The 24523-nt window shown below is 40.7% G+C and carries 16 protein-coding genes; 10 read left to right on the forward strand and 6 right to left on the reverse strand.

Features of this window, described 5'->3' with window-relative positions; translation table 11 throughout:
- The first annotated feature begins 126 nt into the window (after positions 1–126).
- Positions 127–1077 carry an NAD(P)-dependent oxidoreductase gene (locus tag EES38_RS09845; protein ID WP_124937007.1) on the forward strand — a complete coding sequence of 317 codons (951 nt, stop codon included), beginning with the start codon at positions 127–129 and terminating at the stop codon, positions 1075–1077.
- A gap of 60 nt (positions 1078–1137) precedes the next feature.
- On the opposite strand, the gene EES38_RS09850 is transcribed toward EES38_RS09845, so the two are convergent.
- Positions 1138–1620: a YajQ family cyclic di-GMP-binding protein gene (locus EES38_RS09850; protein ID WP_124937008.1), complete on the reverse strand. Its 483-nt coding sequence runs from the start codon at positions 1618–1620 to the stop codon at positions 1138–1140.
- Between the two features lie 232 nt (positions 1621–1852).
- Between EES38_RS09850 and EES38_RS09855 the strand changes: the two genes are divergently transcribed.
- The gene (locus EES38_RS09855) at positions 1853–2749 is read left to right on the forward strand and encodes a putative PEP-binding protein (RefSeq protein WP_124937009.1); all 897 of its coding nucleotides are present in this window, start codon (positions 1853–1855) and stop codon (positions 2747–2749) included.
- 23 nt (positions 2750–2772) lie between these two features.
- Here the strand turns inward: EES38_RS09855 and EES38_RS09860 are convergent, their stop codons facing one another.
- Positions 2773–4125, reverse strand: a complete 1353-nt coding sequence (locus EES38_RS09860) for a hypothetical protein (protein WP_124937010.1) — start codon at positions 4123–4125, stop codon at positions 2773–2775.
- Between the two features lie 150 nt (positions 4126–4275).
- Here EES38_RS09860 and EES38_RS09865 point away from each other — a divergent pair, with 150 nt between their 5' ends.
- Positions 4276–5109, forward strand: coding sequence for a CvfB family protein (locus EES38_RS09865; RefSeq protein ID WP_124937011.1), 834 nt, complete (start codon positions 4276–4278; stop codon positions 5107–5109).
- 162 nt (positions 5110–5271) lie between these two features.
- Here EES38_RS09865 and rsmF read toward each other — a convergent pair whose 3' ends face one another.
- The 4 genes from rsmF to EES38_RS09885 all read right to left on the reverse strand — a co-directional run bounded on the left by rsmF (position 5272) and on the right by EES38_RS09885 (position 12381).
- Complete coding sequence (rsmF, locus tag EES38_RS09870) at positions 5272–6693, reverse strand: 16S rRNA (cytosine(1407)-C(5))-methyltransferase RsmF (protein WP_124937012.1); 1422 nt, start codon at positions 6691–6693, stop codon at positions 5272–5274.
- Between the two features lie 84 nt (positions 6694–6777).
- Complete coding sequence (locus tag EES38_RS09875) at positions 6778–9420, reverse strand: PqiB family protein (protein ID WP_124937013.1); 2643 nt, start codon at positions 9418–9420, stop codon at positions 6778–6780.
- A complete protein-coding gene (locus EES38_RS09880; RefSeq protein ID WP_124937014.1) occupies positions 9413–10582 on the reverse strand; it encodes a paraquat-inducible protein A in 1170 nt (389 codons plus the stop codon). The genes EES38_RS09875 and EES38_RS09880 overlap by 8 nt, the downstream gene beginning before the upstream one ends.
- A 14-nt stretch (positions 10583–10596) precedes the next feature.
- The gene (locus tag EES38_RS09885) at positions 10597–12381 is read right to left on the reverse strand and encodes an ABC transporter ATP-binding protein (RefSeq protein ID WP_124937015.1); all 1785 of its coding nucleotides are present in this window, start codon (positions 12379–12381) and stop codon (positions 10597–10599) included.
- A gap of 73 nt (positions 12382–12454) precedes the next feature.
- On the opposite strand from EES38_RS09885, the gene EES38_RS09890 reads away from it, so the two are divergent.
- From EES38_RS09890 to EES38_RS09920, 7 genes are all read left to right on the forward strand, one after another.
- Complete coding sequence (locus EES38_RS09890; RefSeq protein ID WP_124937016.1) at positions 12455–12928, forward strand: free L-methionine (R)-S-oxide reductase MsrC; 474 nt, start codon at positions 12455–12457, stop codon at positions 12926–12928.
- Positions 12929–13036: 108 nt separating this feature from the next.
- Positions 13037–13666 (forward strand): RNA chaperone ProQ, encoded by a 630-nt coding sequence (gene proQ / locus EES38_RS09895; RefSeq protein WP_124937017.1) that lies wholly within the window; start codon positions 13037–13039, stop codon positions 13664–13666.
- Positions 13667–13683: 17 nt separating this feature from the next.
- Entirely contained in the window at positions 13684–15687 is a 2004-nt protein-coding gene (gene prc / locus EES38_RS09900) for a carboxy terminal-processing peptidase (RefSeq protein ID WP_124937018.1), read from the forward strand.
- A 125-nt stretch (positions 15688–15812) separates the two neighbouring features.
- Positions 15813–16490, forward strand: coding sequence for a hypothetical protein (locus EES38_RS09905; protein ID WP_124937019.1), 678 nt, complete (start codon positions 15813–15815; stop codon positions 16488–16490).
- A gap of 145 nt (positions 16491–16635) precedes the next feature.
- A complete protein-coding gene (gene pepN, locus EES38_RS09910; RefSeq protein WP_124937020.1) occupies positions 16636–19242 on the forward strand; it encodes an aminopeptidase N in 2607 nt (868 codons plus the stop codon).
- Positions 19243–19279: 37 nt separating this feature from the next.
- On the forward strand, positions 19280–19498 hold the full coding sequence (locus EES38_RS09915; RefSeq protein WP_124937021.1) for a DUF2835 domain-containing protein: 219 nt from the start codon (positions 19280–19282) through the stop codon (positions 19496–19498).
- Positions 19499–19646: 148 nt separating this feature from the next.
- Entirely contained in the window at positions 19647–24485 is a 4839-nt protein-coding gene (locus tag EES38_RS09920; protein ID WP_124937022.1) for an NAD-glutamate dehydrogenase, read from the forward strand.
- The last annotated feature ends 38 nt before the right edge of the window (positions 24486–24523 follow it).

Raw genomic sequence — 24523 nt, forward strand, 5'->3', positions numbered from 1 at the left:
TGGAGTTTTATAATCAGAAAATGGTAAATATAACGCATTATTTTTACCGAATGGCATTTTAGAGAGAGCCGTGCACGTTTTTAGGTAGGGTCATTTTGACCAGTATAAGGGAGAGTTTTAGACTAAATGCAATATTTTCCACTATTTATGGACTTGAAAGACAAGCCTGTGCTGGTTATCGGCGGAGGAGAAGTCGCTAGCCGAAAAGTAGAAGCGTTGGTCAAAGCGGGTGCAGATGTTCTTATAGTTTCCCCGCAGGTGAGCGAGACTTTACAAACATTGGTTTCAGAAGAGCAGTGCCGATGGTCTGCAAGCTGTTACGACAGCTCAGTAATGGATACTTATCCTTTTGTTCAGGTATGGGCGACAACTGACAGTAATGAGCTCAATCATCAGATACACGCAGATGCTAAGCAGAGGAATCTTCTGATTAATGTGGTTGATGATCAGCCATATTGCGATTTTATTACACCATCTATGCTCAATAGAGGGCGTATCCAAATTGCAGTGTCAAGCGGAGGAGCATCCCCGGTATTAATTAGAAATTTACGGGAAACGTTAGAATCTGTACTACCCCAGAACTTGGCGTTGCTAGCCGACTTTGGCGCATCTAAGCGAGATTCAATAAAAGAAGCGTTACCAACCGTCGATCTCAGACGAAAATTCTGGGAGCGTTTTTTCGCTGATTCTGAAGTGAAGCTGGCGGACAATAATCGTGTTCTTGAAGTACGTTATCAGGAATTAATTAGCAAGCCAACATACGAATCATGCGAAGAAAACTGGATCATCATAGAGAAAGATGTCGAGCTTCTTCCTCTTAAGGCTTTGCGGTTTATGCAGCAAGCAGAGATCGTTTTACACAGCGATCATGATTGCCTAGCGTATTTAGAACTTTGTCGAAGGGATGCTGAACGAGCTCAATATCGAACCAAGGCAGACTTGGTTAAACTTTTGAATGAACACCGGAAGGAAAATAAGCGAATTATTGTTCTTATCCATCCGACGCTACGTTATCTTTATCAGCAATGTTCACAAGCCGCGTCATTATTTCTACACGGACATATTGATAAGCACTAATAAAGCTTCATTGCGTGGTGAGACACTCGCCACGCAATGCGTTTTCAAATATCGAGATGATTAATCTCGGAAGTTATTGAACTGGAAAGGTTGTTCGAAATCACTTTCACGAAGTGCAGCTATCACGCTTTGTAAGTCATCTCTTTTTTTGCCCGTTACACGAACTTTATCGCCCTGAATTGAAGCTTGAACTTTCAATTTTTTATCTTTAATCAATTTAACGACTTTCTTCGCTACGTCAGTTTCAATGCCTTGGCGAAAAATGACGTTTCTAGACCAGTTCTTCCCTGTGCATTCTGACTTTTGTGCGTCAGCAGAGCGAGCGTCAACTCCGCGTTTGGCTAAGTTACCACGTAAAATATCCATCATTTGATTCAACTGAAAATCTGCTTCAGCCGCCATTTTCACTACGTCATCTTTTAGCTCGAAACTGGCATTAATGTTACGAAAGTCGAAACGTGTTGATAGTTCTCTGCTGGCATTATCAACAGCATTACGCAGTTCAACAGTATCTACTTCAGAAACAATATCAAAAGAGGGCATGGTTCACTCCTAAGGAAATCAGATTAAAAACTTTTGCTAAATATTAGGGCTGTAAGATAGCTCATAATGTCCATGATATAAACTCAAACATCGACAAAGCAGTCAATTCTGGTCAAGAGTTCCATCTTTTTCTCCTTAATCCTTTATATTTGTAGTGATTCCGCTTGTATTTATCTACTGCAGTCGGTATTTTTCCACTCATATACGATGATAATAATGAAATGGAGCAGTAATGAGCTTAGAGCATCCTCAAGTTGCTAATGGCACAGTTAGTTACGGAAATGTATTCCCATCAGACATTCAGCAAGATAGTGCAATTCACTTGTACATTTCGTTGGCCGAGTTGGTGGCAGAAAGCGTATTTTATCATCCTTCTCTTGCTAATGAGGACGAGGGGAGTTTGAGCGAGCAGGAACAACAGGCGTTAAAGGCTATTGTTGGTTCGGCATCGATATCAGAACACTTTGTTTCTACTTTAGTTACCAGTATTACTGCAAAATTTAAGTCTCAGTCATATCAGTCGATTAAACTCTGCTTAAGCGACGCTGATAGTTTTGCTTATAGTGCGCTCATTGGCGGTTCCGTTGCAGAAGAGAAAGAAACTAATCCATTTATGGGTGTACGTGGTGTTTCTCGTTACGCGTCAGAAAAATATGCCACTGCGTTTTCTTTGGAGTGCGATATTGTTAAAGCTCTACGTACGCAAGGGATTGATGTTGAAATTGTCGTTCCTTTCGTTCGCGCATTAAGCGATGCAGCAACGATTATCGATCGATTGGCTGAAAATGGTCTGCCACGTGGGCTCAATGGGTTGAAGGTATCGTATTCATGCGATGTTCCGTCAGCTGCGCTTCTATCGGAAAGATTGCTTCAGTATTTTGATGGCATTGTGATTAACGTCGATCACTTAACTCAGTTTACTTTGGGTGTAGACCGTTTTAATGAGCAATTGGAACATCTATTTAAACCAGAAAACGAAGCAGTGATATCGCTAATTGATACAGCGGTGAAGTGTGCTCACATTGCTAAGAAAGACGCATCGATCATTTACGATAACTCAGCGACAAACGACAAGTTTGAATTTTATTTAACTGAACACTGCCACGCTGATACCATCTATCGCTACTAACTTATTATAAGGCTTACTTCCGCTTAGGGAGTAAGCTCTATCTTTTCTATGTCCACGATTTTGTTTCTGCTCAATACGACTTTATAACGGTAATAATTTGGTACGCCTTTGTGATTATTTTCTTTAATGATCAAGTTCAGAAGGTGTCTCTTTTCTACTTTTTCTTTACTAACTTGGCCATTATTTAAGATATAAATACTGGTTGCACTTTTATCGAATAAGCGTGTTAGCGGACGAAAATCGATATGGATCGTCTCTCTGGTTTCCTCATATCCCGAAAGAAACTTGGATGTCGACATTTGAGTTTCTGAGCGGTAATGGACGATTCGTTCCTCTCTCTGAACAACGCGTTTCTTGCGAATAAACTTAATTCGATCTGGTAATTCAGCCAGAGTTTTATAGTCTAGCCATTCCACTTTATGACCCACCTGTGAGCCGGTAGTGGGATCATTGTAGCGACGCTTCCATTTAGGTTTCCCTTTTCTCAACCAGCGCCACAATAACTCCTTTAAGTCGTCCTTGAATATTTCACGTAATGCGTAGAGTAGTGACATCACAACGATAAATGATGCAGTGATTTCGCCAAGATAATCTCTTGCCATGACAGCTGTAATGGTGACAAAAACCATAATAAAACCAGTAGCGATGCCTTTTACTGCGCGACTGATATTTTTACCTAACGAGGACATCTCTTGCTTTAAAACAACGGGATGCTCAATAAGACGGCGAAGTAAGCGCATTTTGTTCGTCAGTCGGTTAACATTTTCTGACGCCTTTTTCGAGTTGTAGTGATTCAGTGTGCGATGCGCTTCTTCTTTCTCTGCTAACGTAATCAGACGATTTTTAATTGTCGTGTAATCGTCGTTACGTGGTAACGTCGAAACTAAACTTAAGAAACTTTGTTCCGTATACCAAGACAAGTAATTGTCGATGTTATTGTAGTAACGCTTGATATTTTCTTCATAGGGGATTGTACGTCTCAACCTACGAAGAATATCGAGCGATAGTTCGATTACACTGTCTATCTCATCTTCGGTAATACTATCTCCATGTTTTGTGAGGTCATGGATGGCTTTATCAAGGGCAATGACGTACTGATATGCAAATAAGCTAAGACTCACCCTGTACTGTGTGGTTGAGAGGCGCCCACGTTGCGCTAATCGGCTATGGATGAGAGGAAGAAGAATTTTATCACTGAAGTAGGTACGCTTTTGGGTAAAGCAGTTGTAATAAAATTCTGACTCATCAATGATGTTCCGTGATAAACCAATTTCACCAGGAACGAAGAGAAAGATATCAAGATCGCACGCCTTAGTTTCAGGCATGGCGTGGGTGATTTTTAATGTGATTGCATCGTGTTTACCGACGTTAATCAAATGAAGCTCTCCTAATCTTTATTGTTATCTGTCTCAAGTATCCATTACTTCAACAACTTGCTTGTTGAGACAATTTATTTTTATTCTTAGAGAAAGGATATCAGAGATAAAGTATAATCTCCGCAAATTTGATGTGAGACTGAAAAAAGTATGGCCCAAATAGGAAAAATAAATAAGTTAACTGTTACTCGTATTGCTGACTTTGGAGTATTCCTCGACGCCGATGATTTTGGCAGTGTGCTGCTTGCGAATCGTTGGTTGCCTGAGAGTGTAGAAATCGGCGATGAACTCGAGGTATTTATTTATTTTGACTCAGATAACCAGGTTGTTGCGACAACCGAAAAACCTATTGCTCAAGTTGGAGAATGGGGATTGATGAAAGTGGAAGGGGTAAACAATACTGGAGCCTTCGTCAATTGGGGAATCAAAGGTAAAGACTTACTGGTACCTTACAGTGAACAGCGTGGGCGTTTAGCTGAGGGCCAGACTAAATTAATTTATGTCTATACGGACAAAGCCTCTGGACGAATCGTGGGCACCACTAAATTCAATAAGCTGTTAGACAAAACACCAGCTCGTTACACAAGTAATCAGCAAGTCGACTTATTAGTTGCTGAACGAAGTGAACTCGGTTTTAAAGTTATTATCAATGAATCTCATTGGGGAATGATTTTCCCAAGTGATGTATTTGGGAAAATTTTTATTGGTAAAAAACTGAAAGGTTACATTAAGCAAGTGCGAGAAGATGGCAAAATTGACGTCTCGTTGCAAAAAGTGGGTGTCGCCAAGTTTGATGATCTTAGCGAAAAAATCCTCCAGAAACTCGAAAAAAATAGTGGCTTTCTACCACTAAGTGATAAGTCATCTCCAGAAGCGATTTTCGCGGAATTCCGCACAAGCAAAGGCACCTTTAAGAAAGCAATAGGCACTTTGTACAAAGCCGGTAAAATTGTGATTGAAGATAACGGAATCCGTATTAACTAAATAGCACACAAAAAAACCCCAAATCGGGGAAGATTTGGGGTTCAGGGGAATGGCTCTCATAGAGCCTGCGCTAATCGGTTATCGCGGTGCGCCTTATCTATTTTAGTACACCATTTTCAAAAACGAGAACTTTTAAAGTACACAATTCGATAACAGAATGAATCAGAATAGGTTTTTATCCCTAACTAGTTCTCGCGGAAGACCATTTTTGATTCGGTTACCAACCCATTTACCTAAACCAATCACCATTCCTGAATAACTTACTAGAACCTCACCGGCACCCGTTACGCCTTCTGGTCTTATATCTCTACCCATAAACCACTCGCGAGCATCATCTTTTACAAGATCAACAGTGACGGTGTCACAACTCGTTGTGAGAGAAGTTGCAACCTGATGTTGCCAGCGATAACCGGTTTTATGCATTTCGGCAATTTTTATTCCGATTCTTGAAAAACGCATTTGACCGATGAAAGGTTCGAAATCGTTGGGAAATAGCCAGACTTCCTTATCTCTAATCCAAATCTGTTTATCATTTGGTATTGTGATATTAAATGTGTTCTTTAGTAAGTCATTTATCTCATTTGCTTGCTTAGCTGTTGCCTTACCAAATGGGAACTTGCCCACTTTTTTCTTTGCTTCAACGGTTGGGATTGAAGCGTTTTTACGAATTCTAGCCACAAAAAAACCTTCACTATCAAATATTTGTGGGAATATATGTAGGAAGCCTTCTGGTGTTATTGCTCGTTCGGCATTAGGAAATAAGTGGTTTAATGGTTCAAAAGTGACCGCGTCACCAAATAGTTCTTTTAGGTGATGACAAACGTGCTGATTCTCTTCAACACTCAACGCACAAGTCGAATAGACTAGTACGCCGTTAGGTTTTAATGCTTGAAATGCCGATTCAATAAGGTCTTTTTGTGTGGATGCGATTTCAGCTGAAGAGGATAGGCTCCAATTTTTTAGCGCGTCGGTATCTTTTCTGATAGTGCCTTCGCCTGAGCATGGTGCATCTAAAAGGATGGCATCAAATGATTCTGGTAACCACTGGCCAAAGACTCGTGCATCGAAGTTAGTCAATGCACAATTGGAAATACCGCAACGTTCTATATTTGCATGCAGTGTTTTAACTCGACTGGCAGAGAATTCATTTGCGACCAACAGATGTTTGTTATTCATGATCGACGCTATCTGTGTGGTTTTTGAACCCGGAGCTGCCGCCATGTCTAAAACAGTTGATGCGTTGATAAGCGCGTTTTGAAGAGCGGTTACTGGCATCATTGAACTGGCTTCTTGTATATAGAAAAGCCCCGCCATATGCTCTGCTGTATTGCCTAGTGGTGTCTCCGACTCATCAGCTTCTATCCAGTATCCGAATTCACACCAAGGAATAGCTTCTAATATCCATCCTTTAGCATTGGCTTGTTTCTCAAACGATTTAATATCGATCTTTAGAGTATTAACGCGAATGCTCTTGCGTAATGGTTTATTGCAATACTCTAAAAACTGTTCAATCGTTAAATGAGCGGGAAGAAATTGCTGAACATGCTGGATAAATTCGTTGGGGATAAAAGCGTTATTCTGCACTAGGTCGGTTCTCATGATTCATTGTGGGGGGCATTATATACCGAAAAAGAGAACGATGGGGGGACTCATCGTTCTCTTTGCGGATTAAGGTTTAGCGATAGGCTGGTTCCATTCAGACCATTCAGATCGCTTTTCTTGATGAAGTAGATATGCATCGCCTGTATGAGCGACGGGGGAAATAGGTTGGCTTAATGGCGTGTTAAACGCGATACCACCAGTTACCAGCGATTGTAACGAACCCGTTTTGATGTCTGCGCCAGTTAATCCCACCGATACATTAATCCCCGATTCATTCCAGAATACGCTGTTCTCTCTGACTAGATAGGCAAACTGATTATCGATATGGACTGAGACCAAAACTCGATCAGCGAGGTCACCCAGACGAACATTGGTAACTTTGCCAACTTCAATTCCTCTAAAGGTCACAGGCATGCCAAAAGTAATGGAATCACGATTAGCCGTTTGTAAAATCAAATCCAAACCCTGACGGTTTGGCGCGTTCAAGTGGAGATTAAATTGTTTAACAAACTCGCCTTGTCCGGGCATCACCTCTATTGTGGGTATAATTACCGATTTGATGTTTTTCATGACTTCCAGCGCATTCTCGCTTTTGCCTTTTATCCAGAAATAACTGGACTTAAGAGCGATTTTTCCTCGAAATTCGGGAAGCACATATGCTGTAATCAGTACGTTGTCATGAGAAAAATCGGGTAGTACTGACGATACTTTACCAACGGTGACCCCTTTAAACTGAATTGATGTGCCTTTTGTGATGCCATAACTTTCAGGAGAAGTGAGGGTAATTTGCTCGCCATAGAGCTTCGCTTCATCTAACGATTTAAAGAGAATATAACGGTTGTTCGATTTGTTTTTTATTCCATTGATCGACGTAAACTCTATACCGCCCTTGAGAATTGACTCAACGGGTTTGGATTTCAACGAAATACCATTAACAGAAGCATCCACTTCTAAACCAGATGTGCCCCAGAAAACCGTTGTACTATTGATTAAGTGTGAGTATTTATTTTCAATGAGTAAGGTGATAACGACGCCTTTATCACCTAATTCATATTTCTCTACCCGACCAACTTTTATATTGTGATAGATAACAGGGCTGCTTTCACTGATGGCGGGTAGGCTATCAGCTAATAGCGTTAATCTCTGTGTTCCTTGCTCGGTTTCTTTAGCAAGGTTAGCGGCTTCTTCACTTGAATATAACCGGTAAATACGACGGGATTTGTCATTGCCTTCGCTTATAAATCCAATCCCACCAGAAATGAGATCAGAAACAGGAGGAATAGACACATTCACGCCATTATTTGTTAACTTAGCTGACGCGACAGTATTGATATAAAAACGGTTTTCTGAGCGAACTAAGTATTTGTACTTATTGTTTATATAAATGTGAATATTGACGCCTTCATCAGCGATCTCAATATGACTGACGGCACCGACGCTAAGGCCACGGTAACGAATAGGGCTGCCAGGACTCAGTCCCATTGCACTATCAGAGTTAAGTGTTAGGCTTAACGCATTTTCTGAGAGTTGATTGAATTGAGATTCTTTGATCGCTGTAAAGCTTCGAGCTCTCTCTTTACCCGAAGGGTTCGGTAGTAAAATGAGATCATTACCTTTAATCAGGTTAGGTAGTTTCTTCATATCAGTGAGCGAGAGCCGCGCCTGATCAATAATGAATTTGCTGCCGTTAACGAGTAAGTCGCTAAAGGTTGGCTCGACAGCGATATTCGCGAGTACTTTGGTTTTTTGCTTATTGAATACTATGCTTAAAACCTGACCTATTTTCATACCCTTATATAGGACTGACGACGACTGAGCTGTAAGTCCATGATCCTGAGGTAGTTCGACCTGAATATGAATGCCTCTCCCTGCGGAGCGAATATCGTCATACAGTTTATATTTTTGTCCTGACTCGACAGGATTTCCATCGTCAGGAGAATCGACAGCGATGCCTCCTGCCAGTAATGAGGAAATGCTCTCAAGTTGTATGTCTACGTTGGAAAAATTAATGTTGGCATTGACACCACTGACGTTCCAAAAGCGACTTTTATCGGTAATCAGCGGCGCGTATTCTTGTTTTATGCTGGTCTGTATTGATACTGATTGATTATCTTGACTTAAGTTATATCCAATTACTTCGCCAATCGGGATTTTCTTATAGAGAATTTTAGAGCCAACATTTATCCCATCTAATTCATCAGCCGTCAGTTCGACGATCAGATCCTTTGTATTCTTTATATTGGTTGGCGCGTTTTTTAATGCGTAGTAGGCATCTTTAATATCTGATTCACTATCAAGGTTATCAGGTAGTAGGGCAATGTAATTACCAGATACCAAGGCATCCAGACCCGAGATGCCAGACAAACTCGCGGAAGGTTTTACCAGCCAAAATTTGGTATCACCGTTAACGAGATATGAGGCTTCTGGGTATACCTCGGCTTCAACGTAAATGCTATCGTTCTTCTTTTCCAGTTTTACGTGTCGAACCATACCGACTTCGAGGCCTTGATAGCGAATTGGTGTTCGACCTTCTATAAGCCCCTGTGCATCATCGAAATAGATCGTTACCATCTCGCCCGTGGCATTGACAGCTTTGAAAATTAACCAGCCAGCAATTATGAGAGTTAAGATTGGAAGAATCCAGAGTGGAGAAATACCCCGTGCTTTTCTTACAACGGGAAACTGGCTATTGGGCTTTTCATTACTCATTTACTTGCCTTGAATTATCGTTTTGCCAAATCAATTGTGGTGAGAAAGATTCGGTCGCTAACATCGTAAATACGACCACTGCTGCAAATGCTATTGCACCATAACCAGGAACAAAGTCCAGTAATTGGCCACGGTCGACTAATGTCAATGTTATGGCAATGACAAATAGATCAATCATTGACCATTTCCCGATCCATTTTAAAAAGAAATAGACTTTGGTATTTTGTGTGTTAAGTCGACCGGAACCCCAACGACAACTGGCTATAAGATAGCCCAAGCCCAAAATTTTCAGCATCGGAACCGCAATGCTGGCAATAAATATGATAACTGCCAATCCACCCAGTCCATTCACCATGAGATACTCGACGCCCGAAAAAATAGTATCTACTGTACGATTACCATTAGACATGAGTATTGATATAGGAATGAAGTTTGCTGGGACAAAACAAATTGCTGCGCAGAGGAGCAGTATAGAACTCAGAAGAGTATCCCGCTTTTTGTCGACTCTCAATGTCGTCAGTTGGTGAAAAAATACAGGAGAGCGTTCTCTGAGATGGTGCTCGTATACTTTTGAATTTGAACGGATTACAAGCATGATGGTTAAAACTTGCAACACGATAAATATGTATAAACCTGTAGGTACGTCAATCTCTGCAAAGTCTTTAAGTCTGACACAAGCAATGGCGACGCTTAACAAGAATACATCGATCATGACCCATGATCGCAAGTGAGCTGTCAGTTTTTCCATCCGATGGTACAAGCCTACATTATGCTGTGAGATAGCGTAATGCTGAATAAACAGGGAAATACAGAATCCCGTTGGCGCGAGAAACCCACAAAGTGCAATCAATAGGCTAAGAAGTCCAAACCCCGAATCATATAAGGCGATAAGCATCGTAAAAAAAGAAGCTGAAATCTTCATGCCAATTAAATGAATCGTTAAAAAATTGAGCGAGTAAGCAGGGATGCATAGCATTAAACAACTTATCAATAGCACCATGTTGCCTGATAACGAAGGATAATCAGCACGATATAGATTGGTATTACAACGTGGACATTGAGCTTTTGTTCCTGAAGGAATCGCTGCTCGGGTCAACTGTAGACCGCAGGTCGGGCAATTGAAGTCCGCTCCAGAAGGAGATGTTTTAACTAGTTGATTCATCTTTGCTTGTAGAACTAAACGGTCCCATAAAGAGTTTGATAAAGGCCATCCTGATTAAGCAACTCGTTGTGAGTGCCCGCCTGAGTTACCTGGCCATCCTCTAAAACATAGATTAAATCAGCTTCTTTTATTGCTGACAATCTGTGAGCAACGATCAATGTCGTTTTATCATATAAAAATTCGCTCATTGCTTTATGAAGCGCACTTTCTGTGGCTGTATCAAGAGCAGATGTCGCTTCATCCAGTATGACAAACTTCGGCTCAGATAGAATCATACGTGCTATTGCAAGTCTTTGCCGTTGGCCACCAGACAGTTTTAAACCGTTACGTCCAATTTGAGTTTCGAGACCATTCTCCAATTGTTTGATAACGTCACCTAATTGCGCAATTTCGAGACTTTTCCATAGTTGCTCATCAGGGATTGTAGAGCCTAGAGTTAAATTTGCCCGCAGAGAATCATTGAACAAAATAGGATGTTGTAGAACCACGGATATGTTGTTACGTATTTGTTCATATCCAATATCTTTGGCTCGAATATTATTAAATCGAATATCACCGGAGAACGGTTGATAAAGTCCAAGTAATAATTGGATCAACGTTGACTTTCCACCGCCACTTGCACCAACGACTGCGATGCGTTTCCCCGCAGGAATATGCAGAGATAAATTGTTGAGAACAAGAGTGTCTTCATCGTAAGCAAAACTGATATTTTCTATATCGACTGATATTTTGTCACTGGAATTGAACGGATTGGCCTTGAGTTCTCCGCGAATTTCTTCTTCCATTTGTAACACACCGTTAATTCTCTTTAGTGCGGCTTTCGCGCTATACCAGGAAAATTGAATACCGAGTAATTCTTGTACGGGAGAAAGCATAAACCAAAGATAACCAAATACGGCGAAAATTTCACCAATGGTTAAGTTACTGAAAACAACCATTAACATAGCTACAGCACGAAAAAGTTCAAAACCGACTAAAAATAGTAAGAACGACATACGCCCAGCCGCTTCAGATTGCCAAGAGTATCGATCAGCACTGTCTCGCACATCATTGGCGCGACTTTTTAGTTCTTCGAGGAAAATGCGTTCCCTGTTTGATGCTCTAAGCTGATAAATTCCATCCAGAGTTTCAATTAAACGATTCTGAAACCGTTCGAAGGATTCATTTTCAACCCGTTTTAATGTCTTAACACGACTTCCTAGCTTACGAGAAAAATAGACAACGAAAGGGTTGACCAACAGGATGAAAAGTCCAAGGCGCCAATCTAGCCAAAGCAATATAACGGCTGTGCCAATAACGGTAAAAAGCCCAATGATAAAACGACTCAACGTTGTACCAATAAAGTTATCAATCGTCTCAATATCAGTAATCAGATGGGCATTAAATACACCACTACCGGTCGTTTCGTATTGGCGCATGCTGACACGACCGAGTTTATCAATCATTTTGCAGCGCATTTTGTACGTAATGGTTTTGGAGACTAAAGTAAATTGACGGCTTTGAAGAATATTCAAGATTTGTCCGACCGCCCGCATGAGAATAACCAAAATTAAGGTTAGGACAATATAGCCGGTTGGACTGTGATAGCTCGGCGGTAGTACATGATTCATAATACTCACGCCGGATGCTGGTTTATTGAGCAAGACTTCGTCGACCATTAAGGGCATTAGCATTGGGATTGGCACACTGACTAAAGTTGCAGCGATTGCAACGATATTCGCAAAAATTAGCTTGCGCTTGTGCTCAATAACCTGTTTTATCAGCCACTGAGTTCCGATTTGGTCTCTTGTTTCGCTCATAAGCCTTTTGTATTGTAGTTATGGCATGCAAAACAGCAGTACCATTAAAGAAAGAAATTGTTAGGAAATAATTATGAAATTAGAGCATTATGAACGTTTAGCAAAGCAAGCGATAGCGTTAATTGAAGATGAAAACGATATGATCGCGAATTTAGCAAACGTCAGTGCTTTGTTGAATCTTGAGTTATCAGACTTAAATTGGGTTGGCTTTTATTTAATGAATCAGGGTGAATTAGTTCTTGGTCCATTCCAAGGTAAACCTGCATGCGTGCGTATCACTGTAGGAAAAGGGGTATGTGGCACCGCTGTTGCTAAAAACACAGTTCAACGTGTAGAAGATGTCCATCAATTTGAAGGTCACATAGCATGCGACGCGGCCAGCAACTCTGAAATCGTGATTCCGTTCAGTATTGATGGTGAGGTTGCTGGTGTACTGGACATTGACAGTCCATCAATAGGTCGATTCACCGAAACTGACGAACAAGGGCTAGTAAACTTGATGCGACAAGTAGAGCAAGTGCTTAATTCGCACGCTAATAATCGATAATTTTGTGATTGACGGTGGTTTTTCCAAATCAGCTCACTATAATACCGAAAATATTTAATAAACATATTTATACATGCTAGCGGTCTAGCCGCACAACCAGGAATCCTCATGGAAAACACTGAAAAGTTAAAAAACAGCAAAGAAGTGATTGCATATATTGCTGAATGTTTCCCTAAATGCTTTACTCTAGAGGGTGAAGCAAAACCTTTGAAAATAGGTATTTTTCAGGATCTTGCTGAACGTCTTGGAGAAGATCCAAAAGTAAGTAAGACACAATTACGCGCTGCTTTAAGACAGTACACATCATCTTGGCGTTATTTGCATGGTGTAAAACCTGGTGCAGTTCGTGTTGATCTGGATGGAAATGCATGTGGTGAATTAGAGCAAGAACACGTTGACCATGCTCAAACGGCACTTGCAGAGAGCAAAGCGAAGGTAAAAGCTCGTCGCAAAGAGCAACAGGCGAAAAGTGGTCCGCAGGATAACAAGGCAAAAGCTAAGCCTGGCGTGAAGAAAAGTCAGCCACGTAATAAATCAAAAGGCAATAAGCCGAATAACAAGGTAGTAGACACAAAACCGCTTAGCTCTGATGAACTTAGTGTAGGTAAAGCAGTCAATGTTAATATGGGCAACGGAAATATGTCTGCTACTATCGTAGAAATCAATAAGGAAGATGTGAGAGTTCAGTTAGTAAATGGCCTGCAAATGGTTGTGAAAGCGGAGCACTTGCGCGCTTAAAGGAGAGTCTCCTACGCATGAAATGCCGTTCAAAATTGACGATTATTGCTACTAGCTTATTGCTAGTAGCATCTTCAGCTTACGCTGTTGATACTTCTATCCAAGAAAAAGACCTTCCTGTTCTTGCCCCAGAAGTCCAACACTCCACAGCAACCAAGAGAATCACTTCTCGTTTTACCCGTTCACATTATAAACACATTGATTTAAATGATGATTTCTCGAAAAAGATGTTCGAGCGTTATTTAGAATCTCTTGATTACAATCGTAATATCTTTACACAGCAAGACATAGACAGTTTTAAGAATTGGTCTGTTCAGCTTGACGATCAACTTAAGTCAGGTGATGACAGCATTGCATTCGATGTTTATAACATTGCGATGAAAAAGCGATATGAACGCTTTAAGTACGCATTGTCTTTACTGGATAAAGAAATAACATTCGATAAAGATGAATATATCGATGTAGATCGTTCGAAGGCTGCTTGGCCAAAGAATGAGCAGGAAGTGAATGAGTTATGGCGTAAACGTGTTAAATACGATGCTCTAAACCTTAAGCTTGCAGGGAAAACCTGGCCCGAGATAAAGGAAACATTGAGCAAACGTTATAATAATGCGATTAAGCGACTTGCGCAGACTCATAGCGAAGACGTATTCCAAATTTATATGAATGCGTTCGCCCGCCAAATCGATCCGCATACTAGCTATTTATCACCACGTACGGCTGAGCAATTTCAGTCTGAAATGAACTTGTCTCTGGAAGGTATCGGAGCGGTTCTTCAACTGACAGATGATTATACTGTTATACGTTCACTTGTTGCTGGTGGTCCTGCGGCTAAGAGTCACAAGCTTTCTGAAGGTGACCGTATTATTGGTGTTGGTCAAGAAGGTAAAGCCGTAGTTGATGTGATTGGTTGGCGTCTAGATGATGTTGTTGAACTTATCAAAGGCCCGAAAGGAACAAAAGTTAAGCTCCAGATTCTTCCCGAAGGAAAAGATGCTAAAAGTCACGTTGTAACAATTGTTCGTGATAAAATCCGTTTAGAAGATCGAGCGGTGAAATCAAACATTATCGAGAAGGACGGTAAGAAAATTGGTGTGCTCGAAGTACCAAGTTTCTACGTTGGTTTATCGAGAGATACCAAAGTTCTGCTTGATGAGTTTGATAAAAAGCACGTTGATGGTGTGATCGTTGACCTTAGAAACAACGGCGGCGGAGCTTTGACCGAAGCAACAGGCTTAACGGGTTTGTTTATCAAGAGTGGTCCGGTAGTACAGGTTCGCGACAGCTACGGTCGAGTGAACGTGAATACCGATACAGATGATCAGATAAGCTATGATGGCCCGCTAACGGTATTGATTAACCGCTACAGCGCATCGGCATCGGAAATATTTGCAGCTGCGATGCAAGATTATGGTCGAGCGATCATCTTAGGTGAAAACTCATATGGTAAAGGGACAGTGCAGCAGCATCGTTCATTGAATCATATCTATGACCTTTTTGATGAGAAGCTGGGTTATGTTCAATATACGATCCAGAAGTTCTATCGAATTAACGGTGGTAGTACCCAGAACAAAGGTGTCGTTCCTGATATCGCGTTCCCAACTGCAATCGATCCTGCTGATACTGGGGAAAGTGTAGAAGACAATGCACTTCCATGGGACAGTATTGATAAAGCTGATTACAGCAAAGTTTTAGACGAATCGAGCTATATCGATAAGCTTAAAGCAGACCATAAGTCTCGAATTGCAAATGATATGGAGTTTAAATTTATCGATCAGGATATTACCAAATATCGTGCAGATAAAGATGATAACCGAGTGTCATTAAATGAAAAGACTCGACTTAAGCAAAGCGAAGATTCAGAAAGCCTTGAGCTCAAGCGTGTAAACATGCGCAGAGAAGCTGCGGGTAAAAAACCGTATAAAGCGTTTGAAGATATCCCTAAAGATTACAAAGCTCCTGATGCTTATCTCGATGAAGCGGTTGCTATTACTAGTGAGTTAGTTTCTCTAGAAAAATAGTACATGTTTTCGAGATCTCAATGATAAAACGGACCTACTCACTAGGTCCGTTTTTTATATCCTGACAGAAATTCGCGTTCCTCACTGCTCTTGCCTAAGCTTAAAGAAAAGTGAGGAGAATTATCATGCAACTATGCATTAAATGGTGGTCGTTACCACTTCTTTTGATAGTCACTCACGTTACGTTGGCGACAGAAGATCAGAAACAAGATGATCTTACACAGTTTGATTATCCTTTTCTGCTCGGCGATTGGGTGCTCATTAATAGTTCACCTTATGACGAGAAACAAAATTATCAATCCATCCACCTCAAACTCCAGTCTGACTATTCATTCCTTGTGCAAATTCAACGAATGGATAATACCTATGAGTACTGGGATGGGGAATATGAAGTCAGTGGAGATACCTTGGTTCTAGGGAGGACCAGTATTGAACCCCAACTCTATTCTTTTGCAAATACACATAACCGGCTGATTTTAAACGGTGTCACTTTTTTAAAAATGATTTCCCAGAAAGTGTCCGGAGCATGGCTTAGCGACAGTATAGGTGGGCATGATATTCAGTCAGTGGGTGTCGATAAAATGTTATTGGTGCTTCAACCGGATTTTGTTTTTTATTTCAAAGCGAGTAACGAAAAAGGTAAAGAAGTCTTGCATCGAGGAGTCTACTACCTAGAAGATGACCATCTTGTATTGGTTTATGAAAATGGCGAGTTAAATACCACGTTTAATATCCGCAATAATAGAATGAGCTTGATGACCGATGATGGTGAAATGACGGCGTTATTAACTAAACTTCAATAGGTTGCCTGATATATATGACCTCGCTGGGTTGATAATTTGTCTCATGTCCCCAATTATAATTATATGCTTTTAACGTGTAATGCTCATATGAAGCATTGAGGCACGTGCTCATCATTAATAATGATTTAGAGAAAAGGAACCTGCCATGGCCAACACTCCGCAAGCCAAATTTAGAAAAGATTATCAGTCGCCTTCTCACACCATTACTGATATCGCATTAAAATTCAATCTTGAAGAAACTCAAACTCATGTTGTTGCAGTTTCAAAAGTAAAGCAGCTTGATGATAGTAATCAATTAGTGCTCGATGGAGAAAACCTCAAATTAATTTCTGTTAAGGTTGATGGAGTTGATTGGAGCCATTACGAAGAAATAGAAGGGCAGCTCAAGATTACAGGTTTGCCAAAACAATTTGAACTAACAATAGAGACCCAGATAGACCCATTAAATAATAGTGCGTTGGAAGGGCTATACATCTCTGATGGAGCGTTTTGTACTCAATGTGAAGCGGAAGGCTTCAGGCGAATTACGTACTACCTTGACCGACCTGATGTTTTAGCCCGTTTTACTACAACTATCATCGCAGATAAAGCACGTTACCCATATCTGTTGAGTAATGGTAACAAAGTGGAATCAGGTCTAACAGATGATGGTCAACATTGGATTACTTGGGAAGATCCTCATCCTAAACCAGCATACTTGTTTGCACTAGTAGCTGGTGATTTTGACGTACTTAGAGACTCCTTCATTACTAAAAGCGGAAGAAATGTTGCACTAGAGATATTTGTTGATAAAGGCAATCTCGATCGAGCTAGTCATGCAATGACTTCTTTAAAAAATGCGATGAAGTGGGACGAAGAACGCTTTGGGCTTGAATACGACCTTGATATTTATATGGTCGTTGCCGTCGACTTCTTCAATATGGGCGCGATGGAAAATAAAGGGCTGAACGTATTTAACTCAAAATTTGTCCTGGCGAATGACCAAACTGCGACTGACTCCGATTATCTGGGCATTGAATCAGTTATCGGCCATGAATATTTCCATAACTGGACTGGTAACCGTGTAACTTGTCGTGACTGGTTTCAACTCAGTTTGAAAGAAGGCTTGACCGTTTTCCGTGATCAAGAATTTTCTTCAGATTTAGGTTCACGGGTTGTTAACCGCATTCATAACGTACGCATTATCCGTGGCCCACAATTTGCGGAAGATGCCTCACCAATGTCACACCCGATTCGTCCGGATAAAGTGATTGAAATGAATAACTTCTATACATTGACCGTCTATGAAAAGGGCAGCGAAGTTATTCGTATGATTCATACTTTACTAGGTGAAGAAGGTTTTCAAAAAGGGATGCGTTTGTATTTCGATCGACATGACGGCACGGCTGCTACCTGTGAAGACTTCGTGGCTGCGATGGAAGACGCTTCAGGCGTGGACTTAGGTCAATTCCGTCGTTGGTACAGTCAGTCTGGTACACCAATATTGGATATTACGGATGAATACAACGCTGAAAAATCTACCTATACACTTACAGTCAAACAAAGTACGAAACCAACAGCAGAGCAATTAGAGAAACTACCGTTACATATACCACTGAATATTGAGCTCTATAGTAAAGATGGAAAGACAATTCCGTTACAGTGTAATGGAATTCTTTTAGATAATATTCTTAATATCAAAGATGCTGAGGAAACTTATCTATTTGAAAATGTGAATGAAAAACCTATTGTTTCGTTACTTCGAGAGTTTTCTGCTCCGGTGAAACTAAATTTTAACTATTCCGATCAAGATCTCTCATTTCTTATGGTACATGCGACTGACGAGTTTGCTCGTTGGGATGCTGGACAAATGTTACTTGCGAAATATATTCGTGACAATGTCACTAAAGTATCTCAAGGTGAGAGTGCTGAGTGGCCATCTTCACTCATCGACGCTTTTAAAGGAGTCTTGAGTGATAGGAGTATTGAGACTGCATTTGTAGCGGAAATGTTTACCTTACCATCTCACAATGAGGTTTTTGGTTGGTACGATAGTGTTGATGTAGATGCAGTAGATTCTGTACTTTCTTCACTTAAGCTTACTTTGGCTAATAGTCTGTTGGATGAATTTTATAATCACTACGAATCACTTGCTCAGGCTGACTACACAATTGAGCATGATGCTATTGGTAAAAGAGCTCTGAGAAATGTTTGCCTTTCTTATTTAGCACATACTGTTAAAGGGAACGAATTAGTTCTACAACAATATCAATCTGCCAACAACATGACTGACACTATAGCGGCCATGAGTGCTGCGAATCATGCGCAGTTAGATTGTCGTCAGACCCTTATGAATGATTATAGTGATAAGTGGAAACATGACGGGCTTGTAATGGATAAGTGGTTCATGATTCAGGCGACGAATCCAGCGGATAATGCATTAGCAGTTATAAAGGAAAGCATGGGGCATGAAGCATTTACGATGAGAAATCCAAATCGTATTCGCAGTTTGATTGGTGCCTTCTTGAATAACAATCCGACTCAATTTCATAAAGTTGATGGTTCTGGATACCAATTCGCCGGTGATATTCTTAAACAGCTTAATACGACTAACCCGCAAGTCGCATCACGTTTAATCGATCCATTACTGAAATTTAAACGTTATGATTCTATTCGTCAGGAGCAAATTAAATCTGTTCTAGAAGAGTTACATGGCTTAAAAGGGCTCGCAAAAGATCTCTATGAAAAGGTTACAAAAGCGTTAGAAGCATAAGGAAATATAATGAGGGCTTTGGCCCTCTATTTTTGTTATGAATAGCTATTACTTTTCTCTTCATATCAGTTATGTCGATTTTCATCAGCTCTATACTGGCGCCGCTTCAACGGTTTTGGTGACGACAGAAAATGGCTTGCGTCTGCAGTTACCCGCGTCACGCCTTCGCCCTTTTTTAAGTCAGCTTGGTATCCGCGGAAGGTTTAAGCTCAGTGTGGATAATCACAATAAAATCATAGCGATCGAGTCAATATAACACTGGCTTTGTATTGATAATTAGCTCATAAGTTAGAGGGACATCATAATCTCTGACAAACTTTCGTAGATTCCAAAATTTTTTCTTATCTCAAGCTATCCTTATGTTAAGACAATAAAAACTAACAAAAACGGGTAAGAGGTGAGGTATGGGATCGAAACAATCTGTCCAACCTGTCTTATTAGAGAAAGTTCAGCAACTCATAGATACGAAATTAGATGATGGAGCTCAAGCAATAGTGACAAAGCTGGCTCATCATCTTTTAGGTAATATTTCTCTGGATGATTTAGCCAATCGGACGGAGTCTGATCTGTATGGTGCAATAGTCAGTGTGTGGCATCACTTAAATGAATCTAATGCCACGTCCCAATCAATTAAAGTGTTTAATCCGCAGGTAAGCAAACATGGTTGGCAATCGAGTCACACCATTATAGAGATTGTATTACCTGACACCCCATTTTTAGTGGACTCAATAAAAATGGTGCTGGCACGTTTTGACCTCGCGACACATATCATGCTTCATGGACCCGCTCGAATTAAATGGCAAGATCAAAGTATCTCTGATATCGCATGCGATAACGGAACATTGATGTCAATGTTTCATATTGAAATCGATCGGATCAACGATAAGGCTAAGATCAACGAACTTAAAGATGAGCTGATGTCAGTATTGTCGGATACTGCGCTTGTGGTCAAAGACTGGCAGCCTATGGTCGATAAGCTAAATACGGTCATTAAGCAGTTGGAAAAACAGAAGAAAGTGATTCCAATCGAGAGCGATAGGTTTGTCGAAAATCTTGAGTTTTTACGCTGGCTTGTGAATCATAATTTTACGTTTATGGGTTATAAAGAGTACAACCTTGTTGATGTAAAGGGTGATATTGAACTTCAGCCAACGCAAGAAACGGGATTAGGTATTTTTACTGATAAAAAGCGTGTGCGCAGTGTTAAGCTGTCGCAATTTTCTGAGTCCGCTCGCAATGAAGCGACAAAACCATTCATTGTTATTCTTACCAAAGGGAATACACAGTGTCGAATTCATAGACCCGCATATACCGATTATATTGGGATCAAGAAATTTGACAGTAAAGGTAATGTCATTGGTGAACATCGTTTTACCGGTCTTTACACGTCTGCAGTCTATAACCAAACCGTCGAGTCCATTCCTTTAATTAGAGAAAAGGTCGAAAGAATACTAATGGCGAGTGGCTACTTTAATGGTTCATACGCCTATAAAGCGCTACATAATATTCTCGAAAATTATCCGCGTGACGAATTACTCCAAGCAAAAGAGGAGGAGCTTCTTCAAGTAGGAAAAGGGGTTGTACAGATGCAGGACCGAGATCTGCTACGTGTCTTTGTAAGACGAGATCCTTTCGGTCGTTTTTTCAGTTGTATGGTTTATGTGACAAAGGACCGTCATACCACAGAGTTACGGAAAAAAACGCAATTAATCCTGGCTGATTATTTTGGTTCAAAACAAAAAGTTGAATACAGCGTATTTTTCTCTGAAAGCTCACTTGCCAGAACGCACTATATAGTGCGGGTAGATAGCAATATCATGGACGTCGATGTGAAACAAATAGAACAGAACTTAACCGAAGCTTCAACCAGTTGGGATGATAGACTTTCTGACGCTATTGTTGTTGAGCTAGGTGAAAGCAAAGGCTTGCCTCTGTCAAAAGAGTACATGAGTGCATTTCCACGTTCGTACAAAGAAGCCATGCTACCAAGCAGTGCTGTCGCAGATATTGAAGCTCTAGAAAAGCTGAGTGAAGATAGCAAACTAGGTATGCTCTTTTATCGACCTCAGGAAGAGTCATCTTCTTCAAAAGTGGTTAGGTTAAAAATCTACTACAGAGATGAACCGATACATTTGTCAGATGTGATGCCGTTGCTGGAAAACATGGGACTACGAGTAATTGGTGAAGCCCCGTATGAAGTGATTAAATCTAATGGACAGATATATTGGATCTTAGATTTTTCAATGTTAAGTAGCAGTAATAGTCCGATCGATATCCGTGAATCAAGAGATCGTTTTCAAAACGCTTTTGCGGATATTTGGTATGGTCGGATCGAAAATGATGGCTTCAACAGCTTAATCCTTAATACAAAAATGAGTGCTAGGGAAGTTGCTATCTTAAGAGCGTATGCACGTTACATGCGTCAGGTGGGTTTCCCATTCAGCCAACAATATATCGAGATTACTCTCAATCACTATCCACATATTGCAAGTTTATTGGTGACGTTGTTTATCAACAGGTTCGAACCTAGAGGTAAACCGTCGAGCGATAAGCAACAAAAGATTATCGATCAGATTACACAACATCTTGAAGATGTAGAAAGTCTCGATGATGACAGAATTATTCGTCGTTACATGGAGATGATGGTCGCGACTATTCGTACCAATTATTTCCAGAAAGATGAATTAGGTAAGGATAAACCTTGGATCTCATTTAAAATGAATCCGAAGAAGATTCCTGAAATACCAGCCCCGGTTCCAGCCTACGAAATTTTCGTTTATTCACCTGATGTTGAGGGTGTGCATCTGCGTGGTGGGAAGGTAGCCAGAGGAGGGTTACGCTGGTCAGATCGATATGAAGATTTCCGCACAGAGATTCTCGGCTTAGTCAAAGCGCAACAGGTTAAAAATACGGTGATTGTACCTGTTGGTGCCAAAGGTGGTTTTGTTTGTAAAAAGCAAAGTTTACTGTCCGGCAGAGATGAAATTTTTGCTGAGGGCCAACGTTGCTATAAGATCTTTATACGCGGTTTACTTGATGTCACGGATAATATTGTTAATGGTGAGATCCAACCACCATCACAAGTGATCCGTTACGATGACGATGATCCTTATTTGGTCGTGGCTGCTGACAAAGGTACGGCAACATTTTCTGACTTGGCTAACAGTGTATCCCGTGAGTATCACTTCTGGTTAGACGATGCGTTCGCATCTGGGGGATCAAATGGTTACGACCATAAAGCGATGGGGATAACAGCGAAAGGAGCATGGGAATCAGTTAAGCGTCACTTTAGAGAAGTCAACATCGATTGCCAAACGACGGATTTTACCGTTGTCGGTATTGGAGATATGGCTGGTGATGTGTTTGGTAATGGCATGTTGTTATCAAAACATATACAGCTCGTCGCCGCCTTTAATCATATGAATATTTTCATTGATCCTAATCCTGATTCATCATCAAGCTGGGTTGAACGTGAGCGTTTATTTAATCTTCCTCGTTCATCTTGGGAAGATTATGACAAGTCACTGATTTCTAAGGGGGGAGGTATCTTCTCTCGCAAGGTAAAATCGATCAGTCTCACGCCTGAAATGAAAGTTATGCTTGAAACCAGTAAATCTCAAGTTACGCCCAATGAGTTGATCCACTTGTTGTTAACCATGAATGTGGATTTATTGTGGAATGGTGGTATTGGTACCTATATTAAGTCATCGAAAGAATCCAATGCGGATGTTGGTGATAGAACTAATGACGCACTTCGTGTTAATGGCAGTGAAGTAAAAGCGAAAATTGTCGGAGAAGGCGGAAATCTGGGTGTAACGCAACTTGGACGAGTCGAATATGCCTTAAGTGGTGGACGTATTAATACCGATTTCGTAGATAACGTTGGCGGGGTTGATTGTTCAGATAACGAAGTGAATATTAAAATCTTCCTGAATAGCTTAGTACACAATGGCGATCTGACATTAAAAAATCGCAATGAGCTTCTTGTAAAAATGCAAGATGAAGTGGGCTCGATAGTACTTTCTGATGCGTATCAACAATCAGAGTCGATTTCCGTTACTGAAAGTCAGGGCACATCGGTTGTTAAACAACAGATTCGTTTCATTCACTCACTTGAAAAGTTAGGATTTCTCGATCGCAACTTAGAGTTTTTACCTGATGATGAAACGTTGTTTGAACGTGAAAAGCGGGGTGAAGGGTTGACTCGGCCCGAATTATCGGTATTGGTCGCCTATGGCAAGATGCTACTTAAACAGCAACTTGCTTCGGAGCGTGTTGCATCGGAACCATTTCACTCAAAACTACTGCAATCATCATTCCCAACGGAGTTACAGCGTAACTTTAATCGGGAGTTGGAGTCTCATCCTTTACGGACTGAAATTATTGCCACTACGCTAGCAAATCAAATTGTTAACGAAATGGGCTGTAACTTTGTATCGCGACTACAAGAAGAAACTGGCTCTGATGTGATTGATATAACAAATGCTTACACCGTAGTACGTGAGGTATTTGGGTTAGGAGAAGTGATCGATACGATTAGAACGAGTGACTTAACTGCGACGGCGCAATCACAATATTCACTCTTAATTCACCTTAGAAGAATGCTTCGAAGATTAACTCGTTGGATCTTAAGAAACCAGAATGCCCATCAACCGATCGAGGCATTGATCGACAGATACTCGGATTACGTTAAAACGATCTTTTCGCAAATGGATGATCTGCTTGTATCTTCTGAAGTAGAAGAGCATTTAATGTTAGCAAGCCGATGGATCGAATCGGGAATTGATGAAAAAACAGCGCACTATGTTTCAAGGTTATCTAGCCTTACGTCTGCTCTCGATATTATTGAAGTCGCGTATGAACATGAGTCTGATATCGTTAAAACAGCACGGCTTTACTATCATCTGGGTGATCGTTTGTCACTGCATTGGTTCCTGAACCAAATTAACCATCAGGCAATTGATAATAACTGGCAGGCTCTTGCAAGAGCGGCTTTTAGAGAAGATCTTGATTGGCAGCAACGATCGCTTACTTCAAAAGTGATGAATTGTGCTTCTTTGGATAAAGAACATGCAGAACTCGAAGTTTTAGAGAGTTGGATTAGTGAGAATAAGAAAGCACTGCTACGCTGGGACAACATTCTCAATGAGTTCAAAGTCGGCTCTGTACACGAATTTGCAAAATTCTCCGTTGCTTTGAGGGAATTAGCACTTTTAAATTTGAATTGTACGACAAATCAGTGATAATAAGGCCCCGTTTATACGGGGCTTTTCTTTCGGAG

The organism is Vibrio viridaestus, from assembly GCF_003856525.1.
GTDB classification, from domain to species: Bacteria; Pseudomonadota; Gammaproteobacteria; order Enterobacterales; family Vibrionaceae; genus Vibrio; species Vibrio viridaestus.